The organism is Cellulosimicrobium sp. Marseille-Q8652 (genome assembly GCF_965112045.1).
Map to the genome: position 1 here is coordinate 1,584,294 of NZ_CBCOPS010000001.1, position 14,703 is coordinate 1,598,996.

Consider the following 14,703-nt stretch of genomic DNA (forward strand, 5'->3'; position numbering starts at 1 on the left):
CTTCCCATTTCTGCCTGCTTTCTGCCTGGTCACCCGGCCGGGCCGACGGTGAGGTGGGGACAGGCGTTCGCCCGCGGCCCCCGCTCGAGCGGGCGCAGGCCCCACGTCCGGCCCGTCAGCCGGGACGACATCACCAGCAGCAGAGGATATTTCATGCCCTACATCACGACGTCCGACGGTACCGAGATCTACTTCACGACCCAGGGCTCGGGCCAGCCGGTCCTGTTCAGCCACGGCTGGCCGCTGAGCTCGGACGCCTGGCAGGTCGAGCTGAAGCTGCTCGCGGACGCCGGCTACCAGGCCATCGCGCACGACCGCCGCGGTCACGGCCGGTCGTCGAAGACCTCCACGGGCCACGACATGGACACCTACGCGCGCGACCTCGCGGAGCTCGTGGAGGCCCTCGACCTGCGCGACCTCGTCGTGGTCGGTCACTCGACCGGTGGGGGCGAGGTGGTGCGCTACGCCGCGCAGCACGGCGCCGGACGCGTCTCCCGCGTCGTCACGGTGGGTGCCGTGCCCCCGCTCATGGTCCGCACGGAGGAGAACCCGGGCGGGCTGCCGATCAACGTGTTCGACGACATCCGTGCGGGCGTGCTGAACGACGCCTCGCAGTTCTACCAGGACCTCGCCGAGCCGTTCTTCGGAGCCAACCGCGAGGGAGCGGACGTGTCGCAGGGCGCGAAGGACGACTTCTGGCGGCAGGGCATGCTGGTGAACCTGTCGGCCGCGTACGACTGCGTGAAGGCCTTCTCCGAGACCGACTTCACCCAGGACCTCGAGGCCCTCGACGTGCCGATCCTCATCGCGCACGGCGACGACGACCAGATCGTGCCGATCGGTGCCGCGGCGCTCCGCTCCGCCGAGCTCGTGAAGCACGGCACCCTGAAGGTCTACCCGGGCGCGCCGCACGGTGTCTACGGCGACTTCCGGAAGGCGCTCGGCGCCGACATCCTCGAGTTCCTGGCCCGCTGATGCCCGACGTGAACGCCCGCCTCGCGGACCTGGGCATCACCGTCCCGCACCGGTCGCCGGCGCCCGCCGGCGCCTACGTTCCCGCGGTCGTCAGCGGCAACCTCGTCCACACGGCCGGCCAGCTCCCTCTCGTCGACGGGACGCTTCCCGTCACCGGGAAGGTCGGCGCCGAGGTCAGCCCCGAGGTCGCCTCCGACTGCGCACGCACCAGCGCGCTCAACGCCCTCTCGGCCGTCGAGGAGGTGCTGGGCACGCTCGACCGCGTCACGCGCGTCGTGAAGGTCGTCGGGTTCGTGGCCTCCGACCCGGCCTTCACCGGCCAGCCCGGCGTGCTCGACGGCGCGTCCGAGGTGCTCGGCGCCGTCTTCGGCGACGCCGGGGTGCACGCACGGAGCGCGGTCGGCGTCGCCGTCCTGCCGCTCGACTCGCCGGTCGAGGTCGAGCTGGTCGTCGAGTTCGCATGACCCCCACCCACGAAGGAGCACGAAGCATGTCCGAGCAGATCACCGTCGTCCTGGTCCACGGCGCGTTCGCCGAGTCGGCCAGCTGGTCCGGGGTGATCCCCCGGCTCACCGCGGCCGGGGTGGCCGCCGTCGCCACGCCGAACCCGCTGCGCAGCGTCACCACCGACGCGGAGAACGTGCGGCGGGCCGTCGAGGGGATCGGTGGACCGGTCCTCCTCGTCGGCCACTCCTACGGCGGCGCGGTCATCACCGAGGCGGCCGTCGACAACCCCGCCGTCGTCGGCCTGGTCTACGTCGCGGCGTTCGCCCCCGACCACGGCGAGACCGCGCTCGAGCTGACCGGCCGGTTCCCCGGGAGCACCCTCGGCGAGACGGTCCGCCCCTACCCGCTGGGTGACGGGACCCACGACCTCGTCGTGGACCGGGACCTGTTCCCCGGCCAGTTCGCCGCCGACGTCCCGGCCGCCGACGCCGCGACCCAGGCCCGCACGCAGCGCCCGATCAGGGACTACGCCCTGGGCGAGCCCCAGCCGGCGCAGACCCCTGCGTGGAAGTCGATCCCGTCGTGGTTCGTCTTCGGCGACGCCGACAAGAACATCCCCGTCGAAGGCCTGCGGTTCATGGCCGAGCGTGCCGGCGCCGTCTCGGTCACGGAGATCCCCGGCGCGTCCCACTCGGTCATGGTGTCGCAGCCCGGAGCGGTGGCCGGCGTCATCACCGAGGCGATCGCCCACCTGTCCGCGTAGTCGTCCCTGCGCAGGACGGGAGGGCTCGCACCGCCACGAGGGGTGCGAGCCCTTCCGTCGTCTCCCTGGGGGCACCCGCCGGTGCGGAGGGTCCGAGCCAGGACCACCCGGCCGTGCGGTGGCCCCGTGCCCGGTGCACGCTCGGGCGCCGAGCGTCAATCGCGCGTGAGCGATTCCCACCTGGTCATCCGAGACCTGAGGTCGACGAGGTCACCGTTGGCCGAGAACGTGCCGTCGCCCCGGTGGTGGAGCTCGGCGCCGGGCTCGACGGCCGGATCGATCCACGCGGCCTCGATCCGCAGCAGCCACAGGTCGTAGTCGTCGACGAGCCGGTCGTCGGCCACGGTGCACTCGACGTTGGCGAAGCACTCCCCGACGAGGGGAGCGCCGACCGTCTCCGCGGGTACCGGGGTCAGGCCGAAGCGCTCCCACTTGTCGACGTCGGCCCCTGACACGTTGCCGATGTCGACGACGGTCTCGAGGATGTCACGGCCCGGGATGCCGACGACGCACTCGCGGGTCTCGCGGAGCGCCGTGTAGGAGTGGTCCCACGGCCCGACGACGAGAGCGAGCGTCGTCGAGTGACGCACGGGCATGTTGAACCCGTTGGTCATGAGGTTCGCTCGCTGCCCGTCGGACGTGGACACGAGCACGACGGGTCCGGGCTCGAGGAGACGATGGACCCTGTCCAGCGGATACCGCGTGAAGTGGCCGGTCACGATGGCTCCTCAGATGATCTGCTGGGTGGGCAGGATCGTGATCTCGGTGAGGTTCACGTGCCGGGGAAGGCCCGTCACGAAAGCGACGGTCTCGGCGACGTCGCGGGACTGGAGCACGTCGATCTGCTCGATCAGGTCCGCCATGAGGGCGCTCGCGTCAGGGTCGGTCACGTGGTCGGGGAGCTCGGTGTCGACCATGCCGGGCTCGATGGTCGTCACACGGACGTTCTTGCGCCCGAGCTCGGTGCGCAGGAGCCGGGTGAGGTGGCTGATGTAGGCCTTGGTCCCCGAGTAGACCTGGAACTTCTCCAGGATCCGCGTGGCGGCGATGGACGATGTCGTCACGAGATCCGCCGTTCGTCCGGCTGCCGCGGCGGTCTCGAGCGCCGGCAGGAACGCCTGGATCGTGTTCATGACCCCCTTGATGTTGAGGTCGATCTGCGCGTCCCAGTCCTCGACCTTCAGGTCGCTAATGGAGGAGATGAGCTGGACGCCGGCGTTCGCGAACACCAGGTCCACGGCGCCGAGCTCGGTCTCGATCCGGTCCGCCGCAGCCCGCACCTGCGCGCGGTCCGTGACGTCGGTGGGCACCGCGAGCGCCCTGCCGCCGTTCTGCCGGATGCGTGCGGCGACGGCGTCCAGACGGTCGGCCCGCCGTGCGAGCAGGGCTACCTCAGCCCCGAGAGCGGCGAACAGCTCCGCGGTCGCCTCGCCGATACCGCTCGAAGCGCCCGTGACGACCGCCACGCGTCCGTCGAGTGCGCCAGGGATGATGATTCCGGTCATGGTGACTCCTCGTCCGACGATTCTTCTGCCCCTCGTTCCGAGGCACGTCCAGCGTCACGCGGGGGTCTCGGTCGAACCAGGTCGCCGGTTTCCTAGCAGTCGCGCAGCCAGTTAGCCGCGCACGACCCGTGTCCGCCGTCGGCGTTCAGCCCGACAGGTGGTCGAGCAGCGGCAGGAGCCGTGACGTCGCGGGCCTCGGGGTGGCGACGCGCAGCAGGTAGCCGTCACGACGAACCGTGCGGCGGTCGAACGTCAGGTCACCGAGGTCAGGGTGGCGGACCGCATACGTGTCGAGCTGTCGCTGTCTCACGCGGCGGCCCTCCCACAGGTCCGCGAAGCGGCGGCTCGTCGCTCGCAGGTCGCTGACGGCGGCCCGTGCAGAGTCGTGGGCGTGCTCGTCACGGAGGCTGTCGAGTAGTGCCGCCACCACGTCGTACTCCTCGTGCTGACGGTCGGCGAAGAACCAGACCGCGGCCGGGTCGCAGAACACCGTCCGACCGAGGTCGTGGGGGAAGGTCAGAGGAAGGTGGAGCGAACGCCATCGCCGGTTCGCGTCGACGACGAGGAGACCGCCGTCCAGGACGACCGCGGGTTCTCGCTCCGGGAGCGCCAGGGACGGCTGGGTGGTCGGTTCAGGCACGCTCGCACGCTAGCCACGTCACGGGCGGCAAGCCTGGCCCTGGTCCTCCTAGGCGCAGGCACCGTCCGGATCAGCCGGTGACCAGGTCGTGGGGAGCCGGTGACGCCGCCGAGATCTCGGCCGACAGCTTGCGGAACGCCGCTTCGCCGGCGCTCGCAGGCTCGGCGCGATACACGACGAGCTGGTGCCCGGGCATGGCGGAGACCTCGAAGGCGTCGAAGTCGATCGAGAACTCCCCGGCGTCGGGGTGTCGGAGAACCTTCTGGTCGTGAGTCTTCGGCTCCACCTCGTGAGCCGCCCACAGCTCGGCGAAGTACGCGCTGCCCGTGGTAAGGCGGTCCAAGAGCTCCTGGCGGCGGGGAGTGCCGGCGTAGAGCCCCGAGGTGGCCCGGAGATTGGCCACGCATCCCTTCGCTGCGCGGTCCCAGTCGACGTAGAAGGAGCTTCCCTCCGGGTCGAGGAACACCATCTCGACGAGGTTCCTCGTCGCGGTGAACGGCCGGAACAGGGCCGTCGCGAGCTGGTTCGTCGCCACGATGTCGAGCAGGGGGTCGAGGACGAAGCAGGCCGCCCCGGGCCAGTCCTCCATCAGCCGCATCAAGGGGGCGTCGACCGGCTCGTCCCTCCCGGGGAGCTCGGGAACCCAGGCGATCTGGGCGAGCCCGTACGCGTAGCGGCGCTCGTGCACAGCGAGGTCGAGAGCGTGGGCCAGCGCGTCCAGCACCTGCGCCGACGGGTTCTTCTCCCGTCCTTGCTCGAGTCGCGTGTAGTAGTCCACGCTGACACCCGCGAGCAGGGCGACCTCGTCTCGGCGTAGTCCTGGCACGCGCCTCCGTCCCGAGGTGGCGAACGGCAGGGTCTCGACAGACGCTCCGGCCCGCTTCGCCCGGAGGAAATCGCCCAGCTCACTCATGATCTGCTCCCATCGGAGGTGCGACGGTCCCGGCGCGTCCTGGACCTCCCCGAGGAAGCCGCCGCACCGGTGGTACCTGCCTGCAGGCCGCTGCCCAGCCTCCTGCAGGCGAGATCGTAAGGGACTGCGGTTGCCGAGGTGTTACGGCCGTGGCCCCGTCCCCCCGAGCACGGAGTCGAGCAGCCCAGGGAAGCGCGCGTCCAGGTCGTGCCGGCGGAGCGTCATCGTGATGAACCGTCCCTCCTTGCTCTGGCGGAGCAGACCGCTCTCGCGCAGGACGCGCCAGTGGTGGCTCGCCGTCGACTTGGGGACGTCAGGGAGCGCGGTCGTGCAGTTGAGGTGCTCGCCCTTCGCGAGCCGCTCGACGACCCCTAGACGGGTCGGGTTGCCGAGCGCAGCGAGGACGTCCACGAGCTGGATCTCGTCGGCGTCAGGGTGGGTGAGCTGCGGCATGGTTCGACTGTAGCCGAATCGTGTACGTTGTCGGTTCGAACTTTCCCGAACGGACAAGGAGCGCCTCCGGTGGCCGCCTACATCAGCATCGACATGACTCCGCACGACCACGACGTCATCGCCGAGTACGAGAGGAACGTCCAGCCCATCCTCGAGCGCTTCGGCGGTCGGGTCATCGCGCGGGACGAGGACCCGATCATCGCCGAGGGCACGCGTAGTCCCCGCCTCGCGGTCCTCATCGAGTTCGTCGACAAGGCAGCGTTCCGCCGGTTCTACGAGTCCGACGAGTACGCACCGTGGAAGGAGCTCCGGCAGAGGAACGCCACCGAGGACGCGATCGTGCTCAGCGGTCCGGACGGCGAGTAGGTCGGGGCACGAGGAACCGAACCGCGGGGCGCGGCAACGCGAGACGGTCCGACCGGGCGCCGCGCGTTCCTGGGTGCGCGGCGGCCTGGTTCTCCCTGTCGACAGTCACGAGCATGAGGCACCGGTCCTGGGCCGGAGCAACGCCTCTGCGGGCCGGGACAACCGGAGCCGCGTCGGGGGGTCCACCGGCTACCTCGGAGCACGGACGACGAGTGGAGTAGACACATGACCATCACCGCCCTCGAACCGGCCCCCGTCGGGACCGGCACCGCGTTGTCCCTCACCGGAGTGACACGCACCCACGGCACCGGAGACACCCGCGTCACAGCCTTGCGCGACGTCTCGCTCGACCTGCGACGCGGCACGTGGACGGCGATCATGGGGCCGTCCGGCTCGGGGAAGTCGACGTTGCTCCAGGTCGCCGCCGGGCTCGACCGCGTCGACGAGGGACGGGTGGTGATCGGCAGCACGGACATCACCCACGCCACCGACCACGAACGCACCGAGCTGCGCCGTGCACGGATCGGATTCGTCTTCCAGAACTTCAACCTCATCGGCTCGCTGACCGCCGAGCAGAACGTCGCCCTGCCCCTGGAGCTGGCCGGGCGACGCCCAGGGCGTGACGCCGTCCGCCAGGCTCTCGGTCTCGTGGGCCTCGGGGAGCGCGCCGGTCACCGACCGCGAGAGCTGTCCGGCGGCCAGCAGCAGCGGGTTGCCATCGCGCGAGCGATGATCACGCGTCCGGAGGTGCTCTTCGCCGACGAGCCGACCGGCGCGCTCGACTCGGGGGCGGCGGGCGTGGTGCTCGGGATGATGCGCGACATGACCCGGACGGGGCAGACGATCCTCATGGTGACGCACGACCCAGCCGCAGCGGCGGCGGCCGACGAGACGGTCTTCCTCCGGGACGGAGGGCTGGTCGACCACCTCGTCGGGGCGGACGCGACCACGATCGCGAACCGGCTCGTGGCCCTCGAGGCCGGACGATGAACCGCCTCGCCGTGGCCGGCTTCGCCGAGCGCTGGCAGACGTACACCGGCGCGCTCGTGACCGTGACCCTGGGCGTCGGTCTCGTCCAGTCCTCTCTCCTGCTGCTCCTGGCCGTCGCAGGGATGGAGCCTCCTGCCGGCGCGGACACCGTGGCGCTGGCCGGCTTCGACAGCGCACGGACCGTCGCCCTCACCGTCGTCTCGGTGACGCTCGGGTTCGGCGCGTTCCTCGCCGTGTTCATCATCGCCTCGACGTTCGCGTTCTCCGTCTCGGAACGACGCCGCGACCTGGCGCTGCTTCGCATCGTCGGTGCCGACGCCGCACAGCTCCGACGGATGCTCCTGTCCGAGGCGGTCGTGCTCGGCTCGCTCGGCGCCGCCGTCGGCATCCCGGTCGGAATCGCCCTGCAGCACCTCCAGACCCGCCTGCTGGCCGCGTCCGAGTTCGTGCCGGCCGCGTTCACCGCGCCCTGGCAGCCGTGGGTCGTCCCCGCGTCGCTCGCGCTGGGCGTGGCCCTCTCCCTCGCCGGCGTGGCTCTCGCCGCCCGACGGGCGGCCCGCATCGACCCGTTGGACGCGCTGCGCGCCACCGGTGCGGCCGAGAAGCCGATGACGCGGGCCCGGTGGGTGGGAGGAGGGACCCTGGTCCTCGCGACGGTCGCACTGGTCGTCACGGCACCTTTCGGCGGGCTTGCAGGCGCGCAGGCGATGGCCATGTCGGCCGGCATCACCGCGGCACTGGCGATGACGGTGCTCGCCCCGGCCCTGGTGCCGGCGGTGGTGTCGCTCGCGCCCCGTCCCGCCTCACCGATCCCGGGGCTCGCCGTCGCCAACCTCCGTGACGCCGCCGCCCGCACGGCGTCCACCGCGGCGCCGCTGATCGTGCTGGTGGCGCTCGTCCTCAGCCAGCCGGTCGCCATGCTGTCGTTCGGCGAGGCGGCGCTCGCCCAGACGGTGCGAGGCACCGAGGCCGACCTGGTGCTCCGCACCGTGGGGCCGCCGGACGAGGACCCTCGCCAGGTCGTCGGCGTGGCGAACGCGTCGACCGAGTGGGTCGTGCCCGTCCGGGTCCATCCGTCCGGCTCGGCGGTCCCCGGCATGTCGGAGGAGATCGCCGGGACGCCGTTGGCGGTGACCACGGAGGCGCTCGTGGTCGACCCGGTCGCGTTCGGTGCCGCCCATCCGGGAGCGGCCGGGGCGGTCGACGCGCTGCAGGACGGCGACGCGGCACCTGGCCCCGGAGCGGCCGGCCTCGGGCTCGGCAGCGGAGGCACGGTCAGCATCGGTGACCGGGACCTTGGAGCGTTCGGCTTCGGTACCGCGGTCCCCGCGGGAAGCAGCAGCCCGGTCGGCGTCGTGCTCCCGCGCGACCTCGTGCCCGAAGAGATCCTCGACACCGTGCCCGCCACGACCTTCGTCACGCTGGACGAGGGAGCCGACAGCGCCGCCGCCGCCCGCGAGCTGGGGCGGTCAGGCCAGGTGTCCGATCTCGAGAGCTGGGCTGCGGACGCAGGCGCGGCGGGCCAGGCCGAGAACGGACGTGTGCTCGTGGTCGTGATGGCGGTCGGTGCGGCGTACGCGGTCATCGGGGTGGTCAACGCGATCGCGATCGCGACCTCGGGCCGCCGCCACGAGCTCGCGGTCGCCCGCGCGAGCGGGATGACCCGCGCTCAGGCGCTCGGGGCAGCCGTCCTGGAGACGATGCTCGTCGGTGCTTCCGCGATCTTCCTCGGTGTCGTCGCGACGTCCACCACGGCGCTCGCCGTCCTCACGTCGACGGCCCACCTCACCGGCGTCGCGACGCTTCAGGTGCCGTGGCTCCTCGGAGCAGCCGTCGTCGGTGGCGGCCTGGTCCTCACCGCCGTCGCCGGCGGGGTCGCGGCTGCTGCGGCGACCCGGCCGGACCCGGCGGGCCTCTTGCTGGCACGGGCCTAGCAAGAGGCCCGACGACGGCCACCTCGCGACCGGCGCGCGCCGGTCGCGGCCCCCCGGGAGGAACCGTCAGACCTGGTGGGTCGGCATCACGACCAGCTCCGCCACGTTCACGTGCGCGGGCAGGGACGCCGCGAACAGGACGGAGTGCGCGACGTCCTCGGGTGTCAGCGGCTGGTTCACGGAGCGCAGACGGTCCAGTCGCTCCCTCGCGGCGTCGTCGTCAATCTCCGACCCGAGCGCGCTCAGCGTGGTGCCCGGTTCCACGTGCCTGACGCGCACGCCCCGTCCGGACAGCTCCGCGCGCAGGGTACGCGACAGGTGTGCGCGTGCCGCCGCAGTGGCGGAGTAGACGCTGAAGTCGGGCAGGAGGATGTGCGAGGCGACCGAGCCGACGAAGACCAGGTCCGTCGGTCGCTCCTCGGCGGCGGCTTCGAGCAGGTCGTCGACGAAGGCGCGTGCCGTGTTGAGCGAGCCGACGATGTTGACGTCGACCATCGACGCCCACTGCTCCTCGGACGACCGCTCGAACGGTCCTCCGTACATCACGCCGGCGTTCGCCACGACGAGGTCGACCCGTCCCAACGAGCGGTGCACCTCCTCGCGGGCGCGGCGCAGGGCCTGCGCGTCGGTGACGTCCGCCACCACGCCGAGCGCGCGGGATCCGGGGGGAGCGACCGTGCGGTCGGTCCGGAGCACGGACTCGCGCGTGTCCAGCGAAGCGACGTTCGCGCCCGCACCCAGCAGCGCACGAGCGACGGCCTGCCCGATGCCGCCGGCGGCGCCGGTCACGACAGCGGTGCGCGAGCGCAGCGGATAGGGGTTGTCCTCCAGTCGGGCTGACTGAACCAGCGACATGGGTCCTCCTCAGGTCCGGATGAGACGGGTGGCAGATGCAGACGTGCTTGCCGACGTGCCGGAGCCGTCGGCGCCCCCCGCGAGCAGGGCGGATCGAAGCTCGTCGACGTCGACAGGGCCGTCGTAACGCAGGCCGTTGACGAAGAAGGCCGGCGGCCCGGGCAGGCGCATGGTCGCTGCGTCGACGGCGTCCTCCGTCACTCGGGCGAGATGGGAGCCGTGGCGCAGCGCGTCGTCGAGCCGGTCCAGGTTCAGGCCCGCCGCGGCGGCACACCGCCGCACCTCGCGGGACGTGAGGCGCCCGCCCGAGGCGGAGAGAGCGTCGTGCATCTCCCAGAACCGACCTTGCACAGCAGCCTCTTCGGCAGCCTGCGCGGCTTCCAGCGCCGCCGGGTCGTCGGTGGGAAGGTGCCGGTACACGAACAGCAGCCGGTCCCCGAGCACGGCTCGCAGCTCGTCGACGGTCTCCACGGCGCGGCCGGCGACCCGGAAGGCGAACGATGCGTAGACCACCAGCTGGGTCGGGGCCTCGGTCCGGCCGCGCAGGTGGTCGCGTCGGCCGTCGACGGCCCGGATCAAGGGCTCCGCCTGGTCCGGCCGATGCCGGTCGGTCCTGGCCACGAGCGCGAAGGCGACCGCGGCCAGCAGCGCTGCCAGCACCGAGGCCGTGAGCACACCGATCCGGGCGTCGGAGCGCAGCGCAGGGTCCGTCAGCGCGAGGTCGATGATGAACAGCGAGATCGTGAACCCGATCCCGGACATCAGGCCACCCGCGACGAGGTGCCGCGGGTGCAGGCCGGGGGAGAGCCTGCCGAGCCGCAGCCCGACGGCCGCGGCCGCGCCGACCGTGGTGCCGACCAGCTTGCCCCCGACCAGGCCGGCGACCACCGCCCAGGTGAGGGGGGACGTCATCGCGGACCTCAGCGTCGGTCCGTCGAGCACCACACCGGCGTTCGCGAGGGCGAAGAGAGGCACCACCAGCAGGTTCACGTACGGCGCGTACAGGTCGTGCAGCCGCTCGTTCACCGACACCGCGCGCGCGATCCGCAGGGAAGCGTCCCTGCCCCTCCTCGGAGTGGGCGTGCGCGAGAAGGCCGCCGCCGCCTTCGCCGCGGCCTCGACCTTGTCACGGTGCGGCGGGTAGACCGGGATCGCCAACCCGATCGCCACTCCGGCAAGGGTGGCGTGAACGCCGGACTCGAGCACCGCGACCCAGATGACGACGCCCAGCAGGAGGTAGACCAGCCCTCGCCACACGCGCAGCCGTCGGAGCGCGGCGATGGCCACGGTGGCCACGGCCGCCACGACGAGCGGACCGAGCCGGAGGTCTCCCGTGTAGGCGACCGCGACGACCGCGAGCGCACCGACGTCGTCGACCACCGCCATCGTCAGGAGGAACAGCCTCAGGGCAGCGGGTGCCCGGCGGCCGACGACCGCCAGCAGGCCGAGCGCGAACGCGGTGTCCGTCGAGATGACGACGCCCCAGGCGCCGACCGCCTCAGAGGGAGCCCCGGCCCAGCCGAGCAGCGCGACGTAGAGCCCGGCGGGGAGGAGCAGCCCCGCGACGGCGGCGACGACGGGAACTCGCGCCCTGCGCCGGTCGCGCAGCTCACCGACGACGAACTCCCGCTTGGCCTCGAGGCTGATGAGGAAGAAGAAGAACGCCATCAGGGCGTCGTTCACCCAGTGCCGAAGATCGAGCTCCAGCACGGTGTCGCCCAGTGTCAGGGCGACCGGGGTGTGCCAGAACGACTCATAGGTCGACCCCGGCAGGTTCGCCCAGACGAGGGCGGCGATCGTGGCGACGAGCAGGACCGAGGCTGCCATGACAGGCGACGTACCGAGCCGGGCGCCGCGGCGACGGTCCTGCACCGGGGGCGTCCGGTCCCGGTTCACCGCAGGCTCCATCGTGGGCGCTCCGGCTCGGGGTCTCCCTGCACCGCCGGCAGGACGGCGTCCTGCCGGGTGGGCAGGACGACCATGTCGGCGACCGTCACGTGCGGCGGCTGGTCGAGGCCGAACGCGATCGCCTCGGCGACGGCGGCCGGGTCGACGGGCGGCACGGACCGGAGGAGCGCCTGCCACTCCTTGCGTGCGCTGCGGTCGCTCATGGTCGAGCCCAGCCGGGTCCCGGTCGCACCGGGCTGGACGTGGTGCACGCGCACTCCGTGCGAGCCGAGCTCGACACGCACGGTGCGCGCGAGCTGCCCGACGGCCGCCTCCACGGCCGAGTACACGGCGAAGCGGGGGAATCCCCACGTGCCGGCGATGGCGCCCACCAGGACGAGGTCGCTGCGCTCTCCCGCCTCGGCCGAGGCCTGCAGGTCGCGCACGAACGTCTGCGCGGTCTGCAGCATCCCGGTGAGGTTGACGCCCACCATGTCCGCCCACTCGCCCGGTACGCCCCTCGCGAACGAGCCGCCCGCCATCAGCCCAGCGGCGGCGATCACCACGTCGGGGGGACCCCCGAGCCGGGCCACCAGGTCGTCGCGCGCCTCCCGCAGGGCGAAGGTGTCGGAGACGTCGACGTCCGCCGACGCCACCCGGCCCGGGGCTCGACGGGCGATGTCGTTCGTCACGTCGCGCAGCGCACGCCCGTCCTGGTCGAGCAGAGCGACCGCGTCGCCGCGATCGACCAGCAGGCGCGCGGAGGCCAGGCCGATCCCGCTGGCGGCGCCCGTGACGACAGCGATCCGACGGGTTCCGGGGGTGCGTTGGCGATCCATGCGCTGGACCTCCTCCTGGTCGGCGGGGCAGGTGGGTCGACGTCGTCCGCGTCGACCACCAGCGAAGCCGACAGCGGCACGAGATGCCTGGCCCCGTCACGGCCTGGTTGCGTGGTCGGCGACCGTCCACGCTCACAGCTGACCGACGAGAGCCCAACGGAGAGGAGCGTGCCCGTGGCCGCTCACCGCGACACGCCGGCCCCGGCGCGCTCCCCGCGCCGCCGGCGTCCGGTCGTCCTCACGCACGCCTCGGTGCGCACGCTGGACGACGTCCACGACGACCTCGAGGACGTCGACGTCGTGCTCGACGGCCCCGTCGTGACGCGGGTCGGACCCGGGCTGCGGGCCGCCACCGCCGACGCCGTCGTCGTGGACTGCACCGGCAGGACCCTCGTCCCCGCCGCAGCCGGCAGCGGTGCTGGCGCCGTCGGGGCTCTCGTGCCGGGGAGCACCGCGACGTTCGGCGTCATCCGGACCCCCCGGCGTGCTCCCTTGGAGCGGCTCGTCTGGTACACCGAGCAGGCCGAGTCGATCTGGGTCGAGGGCGTCGCCCGCGCACCCCACCGACCCTCGGTGCTACCCGCTCCGGACTCGGCGCCCGAGGGGCTGGTCGACCGGAGATACGTCGGGAGCTGGGTCGACGAACGGGCCGACGTCGTCCAGGTCCTCACGGCCGACGGGCGGTACGACGAGACCCGCGGCGGCAGACCGCACGCCTACCAGGGCCGCTTCTGGACGGTGGGCGACCACGTCGTGTACCGCGACGACCTCGGGTTCTGGGCCTACGGCCGACTCCACGAGGGAACGCTCCACCACGCCCACTTCGCCTTCCGGCGACGATGAGGGCCGACCTCGACCGCCCCCTGGTGAGCCGAGCCGCTGTCCGTCACGGCATGCAGAAAGTCCCGGCCAGGATCACCTGACCGGGACTCTCCGAAGGTCCCTCGACTCAGAAGTCGAAACCCTCTTCACGTGCGCGAGGGGGGAGTTGAACCCCCACGCCCTTTCGGGCACACGGACCTGAACCGTGCGCGTCTGCCTATTCCGCCACTCGCGCGTGCCGCAGAAGACTAGCACGGGGCAGCGGTGGGCCCGGAATCCTGCCGTCGCTCCACGGGCCTCAGCGCGCCCGCCCGTCGACGGCGCCTCTCCGCACCGCCGACCACGACATAGAGGTCGCCATGGGCCGGAAGACGGCCCCCAGGTCGTGCTCGTCGCCCGGCCGACGTCGCGGTCGTGCCGGACGTTCACAGCCTCCGCCACGAACGCGCCACATCCGTCCCGGATTCTCCCGACGAAACGGGCCGACGCCGCAGACGTGGTCGATACGATCTAGGTAGTCTGCCTGGACGCAGGTCCGCGTCCACGGCGACCGGCAGGCAAGCAGGGGCGTCACCGAGCGACGAACGGGAGGAGGTGGCATGGGAGTCCTGGACCGCTTCGAGAAGGGCGTGGAGCGCGTCGTGAACAACGCGTTCTCCAAGGTCGGGCGGAGCGAGGTCAAGCCGGTCGAGCTGGCGAGCGCGCTGCGCCGGGAGGTCGACGACCGCGCCGCCGTCGTGGACCGTGAGCGCACCGTCGTGCCCAACGAGTTCACCATCGAGCTGTCGGTGGACGACTTCGGCCAGGTCGAGGGCTGGGGCGCGGAGACGCTCGCCGACGAGCTGGCGTCGAACGTCACGCAGTACGCGGCGTCGCAGCACTACGCGTTCGTCGGCCCGGTGAGCGTGAGCTTCGAGCAGAACGACGTGCTCGAGACGGGCCGCTTCCAGCTCCGGTCGGCGAGCGTGCGCGGCAACGTGGCTCCCGCGACGTCGGCGTCGCCGAGCACGCGGCACCCGCTCGTCGACATCGACGGCCAGCGCTACCTCCTGACGGGCCCCGTGACGGTGATCGGGCGCGGGTCGGAGGCCGACATCGTCGTGGACGACCCGGGCGTCTCGCGCCGGCACCTCGAGATCCGCGTCACGCCGGAGGGCGTCATCGCGTCCGACCTCGGCTCGACGAACGGGCTGTTCGTCGAGGGCCACCAGGTCCCGGCGGCGACGCTGCTCGACGGGAACTCCCTCACCATCGGCCGTACCCGCATCATGTTCTGGACCGGCGCGTCCGACAACGAGGAGTGGTGATCCGGCC

Annotated in this window: 17 protein-coding genes and 1 tRNA gene; 8 read left to right on the forward strand and 10 right to left on the reverse strand. The window is 72.2% G+C overall.

The window, feature by feature from the left end:
• Positions 1-29 precede the first annotated feature (29 nt).
• Positions 30-155, reverse strand: a complete 126-nt coding sequence (locus ACWPWV_RS06935; protein WP_454042198.1) for a hypothetical protein — start codon at positions 153-155, stop codon at positions 30-32.
• On the opposite strand from ACWPWV_RS06935, the gene ACWPWV_RS06940 reads away from it, so the two are divergent.
• The 3 genes from ACWPWV_RS06940 to ACWPWV_RS06950 are packed head-to-tail and all read left to right on the forward strand — an operon-like array spanning position 154 to position 2,185.
• The gene (locus ACWPWV_RS06940; protein WP_454042199.1) at positions 154-975 is read left to right on the forward strand and encodes an alpha/beta fold hydrolase; all 822 of its coding nucleotides are present in this window, start codon (positions 154-156) and stop codon (positions 973-975) included. The genes ACWPWV_RS06935 and ACWPWV_RS06940 overlap by 2 nt on opposite strands.
• Complete coding sequence (locus tag ACWPWV_RS06945) at positions 975-1,439, forward strand: RidA family protein (RefSeq protein WP_454042200.1); 465 nt, start codon at positions 975-977, stop codon at positions 1,437-1,439. The genes ACWPWV_RS06940 and ACWPWV_RS06945 overlap by 1 nt, the downstream gene beginning before the upstream one ends.
• Positions 1,440-1,465: 26 nt before the next feature.
• The gene (locus tag ACWPWV_RS06950) at positions 1,466-2,185 is read left to right on the forward strand and encodes an alpha/beta fold hydrolase (protein WP_454042201.1); all 720 of its coding nucleotides are present in this window, start codon (positions 1,466-1,468) and stop codon (positions 2,183-2,185) included.
• 155 nt (positions 2,186-2,340) lie between these two features.
• Here ACWPWV_RS06950 and ACWPWV_RS06955 read toward each other — a convergent pair whose 3' ends face one another.
• The 5 genes from ACWPWV_RS06955 to ACWPWV_RS06975 all read right to left on the reverse strand — a co-directional run bounded on the left by ACWPWV_RS06955 (position 2,341) and on the right by ACWPWV_RS06975 (position 5,696).
• Positions 2,341-2,904 carry a flavin reductase family protein gene (locus ACWPWV_RS06955; RefSeq protein ID WP_454042202.1) on the reverse strand — a complete coding sequence of 188 codons (564 nt, stop codon included), beginning with the start codon at positions 2,902-2,904 and terminating at the stop codon, positions 2,341-2,343.
• A 9-nt stretch (positions 2,905-2,913) separates the two neighbouring features.
• A complete protein-coding gene (locus tag ACWPWV_RS06960; protein WP_454042203.1) occupies positions 2,914-3,690 on the reverse strand; it encodes an SDR family oxidoreductase in 777 nt (258 codons plus the stop codon).
• A 145-nt stretch (positions 3,691-3,835) separates the two neighbouring features.
• Positions 3,836-4,330 carry an MmyB family transcriptional regulator gene (locus tag ACWPWV_RS06965; RefSeq protein ID WP_454042204.1) on the reverse strand — a complete coding sequence of 165 codons (495 nt, stop codon included), beginning with the start codon at positions 4,328-4,330 and terminating at the stop codon, positions 3,836-3,838.
• A 70-nt stretch (positions 4,331-4,400) separates the two neighbouring features.
• Complete coding sequence (locus tag ACWPWV_RS06970; RefSeq protein WP_454042205.1) at positions 4,401-5,243, reverse strand: helix-turn-helix domain-containing protein; 843 nt, start codon at positions 5,241-5,243, stop codon at positions 4,401-4,403.
• A 141-nt stretch (positions 5,244-5,384) separates the two neighbouring features.
• The gene (locus ACWPWV_RS06975) at positions 5,385-5,696 is read right to left on the reverse strand and encodes an ArsR/SmtB family transcription factor (RefSeq protein WP_454042206.1); all 312 of its coding nucleotides are present in this window, start codon (positions 5,694-5,696) and stop codon (positions 5,385-5,387) included.
• A gap of 69 nt (positions 5,697-5,765) precedes the next feature.
• Here ACWPWV_RS06975 and ACWPWV_RS06980 point away from each other — a divergent pair, with 69 nt between their 5' ends.
• The 3 genes from ACWPWV_RS06980 (at position 5,766) to ACWPWV_RS06990 (ending at position 8,986) form a co-directional block, all read left to right on the forward strand.
• The gene (locus ACWPWV_RS06980) at positions 5,766-6,062 is read left to right on the forward strand and encodes a DUF1330 domain-containing protein (RefSeq protein WP_454042207.1); all 297 of its coding nucleotides are present in this window, start codon (positions 5,766-5,768) and stop codon (positions 6,060-6,062) included.
• Between the two features lie 225 nt (positions 6,063-6,287).
• Positions 6,288-7,052 carry an ABC transporter ATP-binding protein gene (locus tag ACWPWV_RS06985; RefSeq protein WP_454042208.1) on the forward strand — a complete coding sequence of 255 codons (765 nt, stop codon included), beginning with the start codon at positions 6,288-6,290 and terminating at the stop codon, positions 7,050-7,052.
• A complete protein-coding gene (locus ACWPWV_RS06990; RefSeq protein ID WP_454042209.1) occupies positions 7,049-8,986 on the forward strand; it encodes an FtsX-like permease family protein in 1,938 nt (645 codons plus the stop codon). Before ACWPWV_RS06985 ends, ACWPWV_RS06990 begins: the two co-directional genes overlap by 4 nt.
• 66 nt (positions 8,987-9,052) lie before the next feature.
• Here the strand turns inward: ACWPWV_RS06990 and ACWPWV_RS06995 are convergent, their stop codons facing one another.
• The 3 genes from ACWPWV_RS06995 to ACWPWV_RS07005 form a co-directional block, all read right to left on the reverse strand.
• On the reverse strand, positions 9,053-9,841 hold the full coding sequence (locus tag ACWPWV_RS06995) for an SDR family oxidoreductase (RefSeq protein WP_454042210.1): 789 nt from the start codon (positions 9,839-9,841) through the stop codon (positions 9,053-9,055).
• 9 nt (positions 9,842-9,850) lie between these two features.
• Positions 9,851-11,668 carry a Na+/H+ antiporter NhaA gene (gene nhaA, locus ACWPWV_RS07000; RefSeq protein WP_454042211.1) on the reverse strand — a complete coding sequence of 606 codons (1,818 nt, stop codon included), beginning with the start codon at positions 11,666-11,668 and terminating at the stop codon, positions 9,851-9,853.
• A gap of 65 nt (positions 11,669-11,733) precedes the next feature.
• Complete coding sequence (locus ACWPWV_RS07005) at positions 11,734-12,567, reverse strand: SDR family oxidoreductase (protein ID WP_454042212.1); 834 nt, start codon at positions 12,565-12,567, stop codon at positions 11,734-11,736.
• A 174-nt stretch (positions 12,568-12,741) separates the two neighbouring features.
• On the opposite strand from ACWPWV_RS07005, the gene ACWPWV_RS07010 reads away from it, so the two are divergent.
• Positions 12,742-13,410, forward strand: coding sequence for an Atu4866 domain-containing protein (locus tag ACWPWV_RS07010; protein ID WP_454042213.1), 669 nt, complete (start codon positions 12,742-12,744; stop codon positions 13,408-13,410).
• A gap of 130 nt (positions 13,411-13,540) precedes the next feature.
• On the opposite strand, the gene ACWPWV_RS07015 is transcribed toward ACWPWV_RS07010, so the two are convergent.
• Positions 13,541-13,624: transfer RNA gene (locus ACWPWV_RS07015), tRNA-Leu, on the reverse strand.
• Positions 13,625-13,988: 364 nt separating this feature from the next.
• Between ACWPWV_RS07015 and ACWPWV_RS07020 the strand changes: the two genes are divergently transcribed.
• On the forward strand, positions 13,989-14,696 hold the full coding sequence (locus tag ACWPWV_RS07020; protein ID WP_454042214.1) for an FhaA domain-containing protein: 708 nt from the start codon (positions 13,989-13,991) through the stop codon (positions 14,694-14,696).
• Positions 14,697-14,703: the final 7 nt, after the last annotated feature.

Bases quoted from the DNA above. Each gene is read 5' to 3' on its own strand.
- ACWPWV_RS06970 (WP_454042205.1), bottom strand. From the start codon at position 5,243: ATGAGTGAGCTGGGCGATTTCCTCCGGGCGAAGCGGGCCGGAGCGTCT.
- ACWPWV_RS06985 (WP_454042208.1), top strand. From the start codon at position 6,288: ATGACCATCACCGCCCTCGAACCGGCCCCCGTCGGGACCGGCACCGCG.
- ACWPWV_RS07020 (WP_454042214.1), top strand. From the start codon at position 13,989: ATGGGAGTCCTGGACCGCTTCGAGAAGGGCGTGGAGCGCGTCGTGAAC.
- ACWPWV_RS06945 (WP_454042200.1), top strand. From the start codon at position 975: ATGCCCGACGTGAACGCCCGCCTCGCGGACCTGGGCATCACCGTCCCG.
- ACWPWV_RS07005 (WP_454042212.1), bottom strand. From the start codon at position 12,567: ATGGATCGCCAACGCACCCCCGGAACCCGTCGGATCGCTGTCGTCACG.
- ACWPWV_RS06935 (WP_454042198.1), bottom strand. From the start codon at position 155: ATGAAATATCCTCTGCTGCTGGTGATGTCGTCCCGGCTGACGGGCCGG.
- ACWPWV_RS06975 (WP_454042206.1), bottom strand. From the start codon at position 5,696: ATGCCGCAGCTCACCCACCCTGACGCCGACGAGATCCAGCTCGTGGAC.
- ACWPWV_RS06940 (WP_454042199.1), top strand. From the start codon at position 154: ATGCCCTACATCACGACGTCCGACGGTACCGAGATCTACTTCACGACC.
- nhaA (WP_454042211.1), bottom strand. From the start codon at position 11,668: ATGGCAGCCTCGGTCCTGCTCGTCGCCACGATCGCCGCCCTCGTCTGG.
- ACWPWV_RS06950 (WP_454042201.1), top strand. From the start codon at position 1,466: ATGTCCGAGCAGATCACCGTCGTCCTGGTCCACGGCGCGTTCGCCGAG.
- ACWPWV_RS06960 (WP_454042203.1), bottom strand. From the start codon at position 3,690: ATGACCGGAATCATCATCCCTGGCGCACTCGACGGACGCGTGGCGGTC.
- ACWPWV_RS06995 (WP_454042210.1), bottom strand. From the start codon at position 9,841: ATGTCGCTGGTTCAGTCAGCCCGACTGGAGGACAACCCCTATCCGCTG.
- ACWPWV_RS06990 (WP_454042209.1), top strand. From the start codon at position 7,049: ATGAACCGCCTCGCCGTGGCCGGCTTCGCCGAGCGCTGGCAGACGTAC.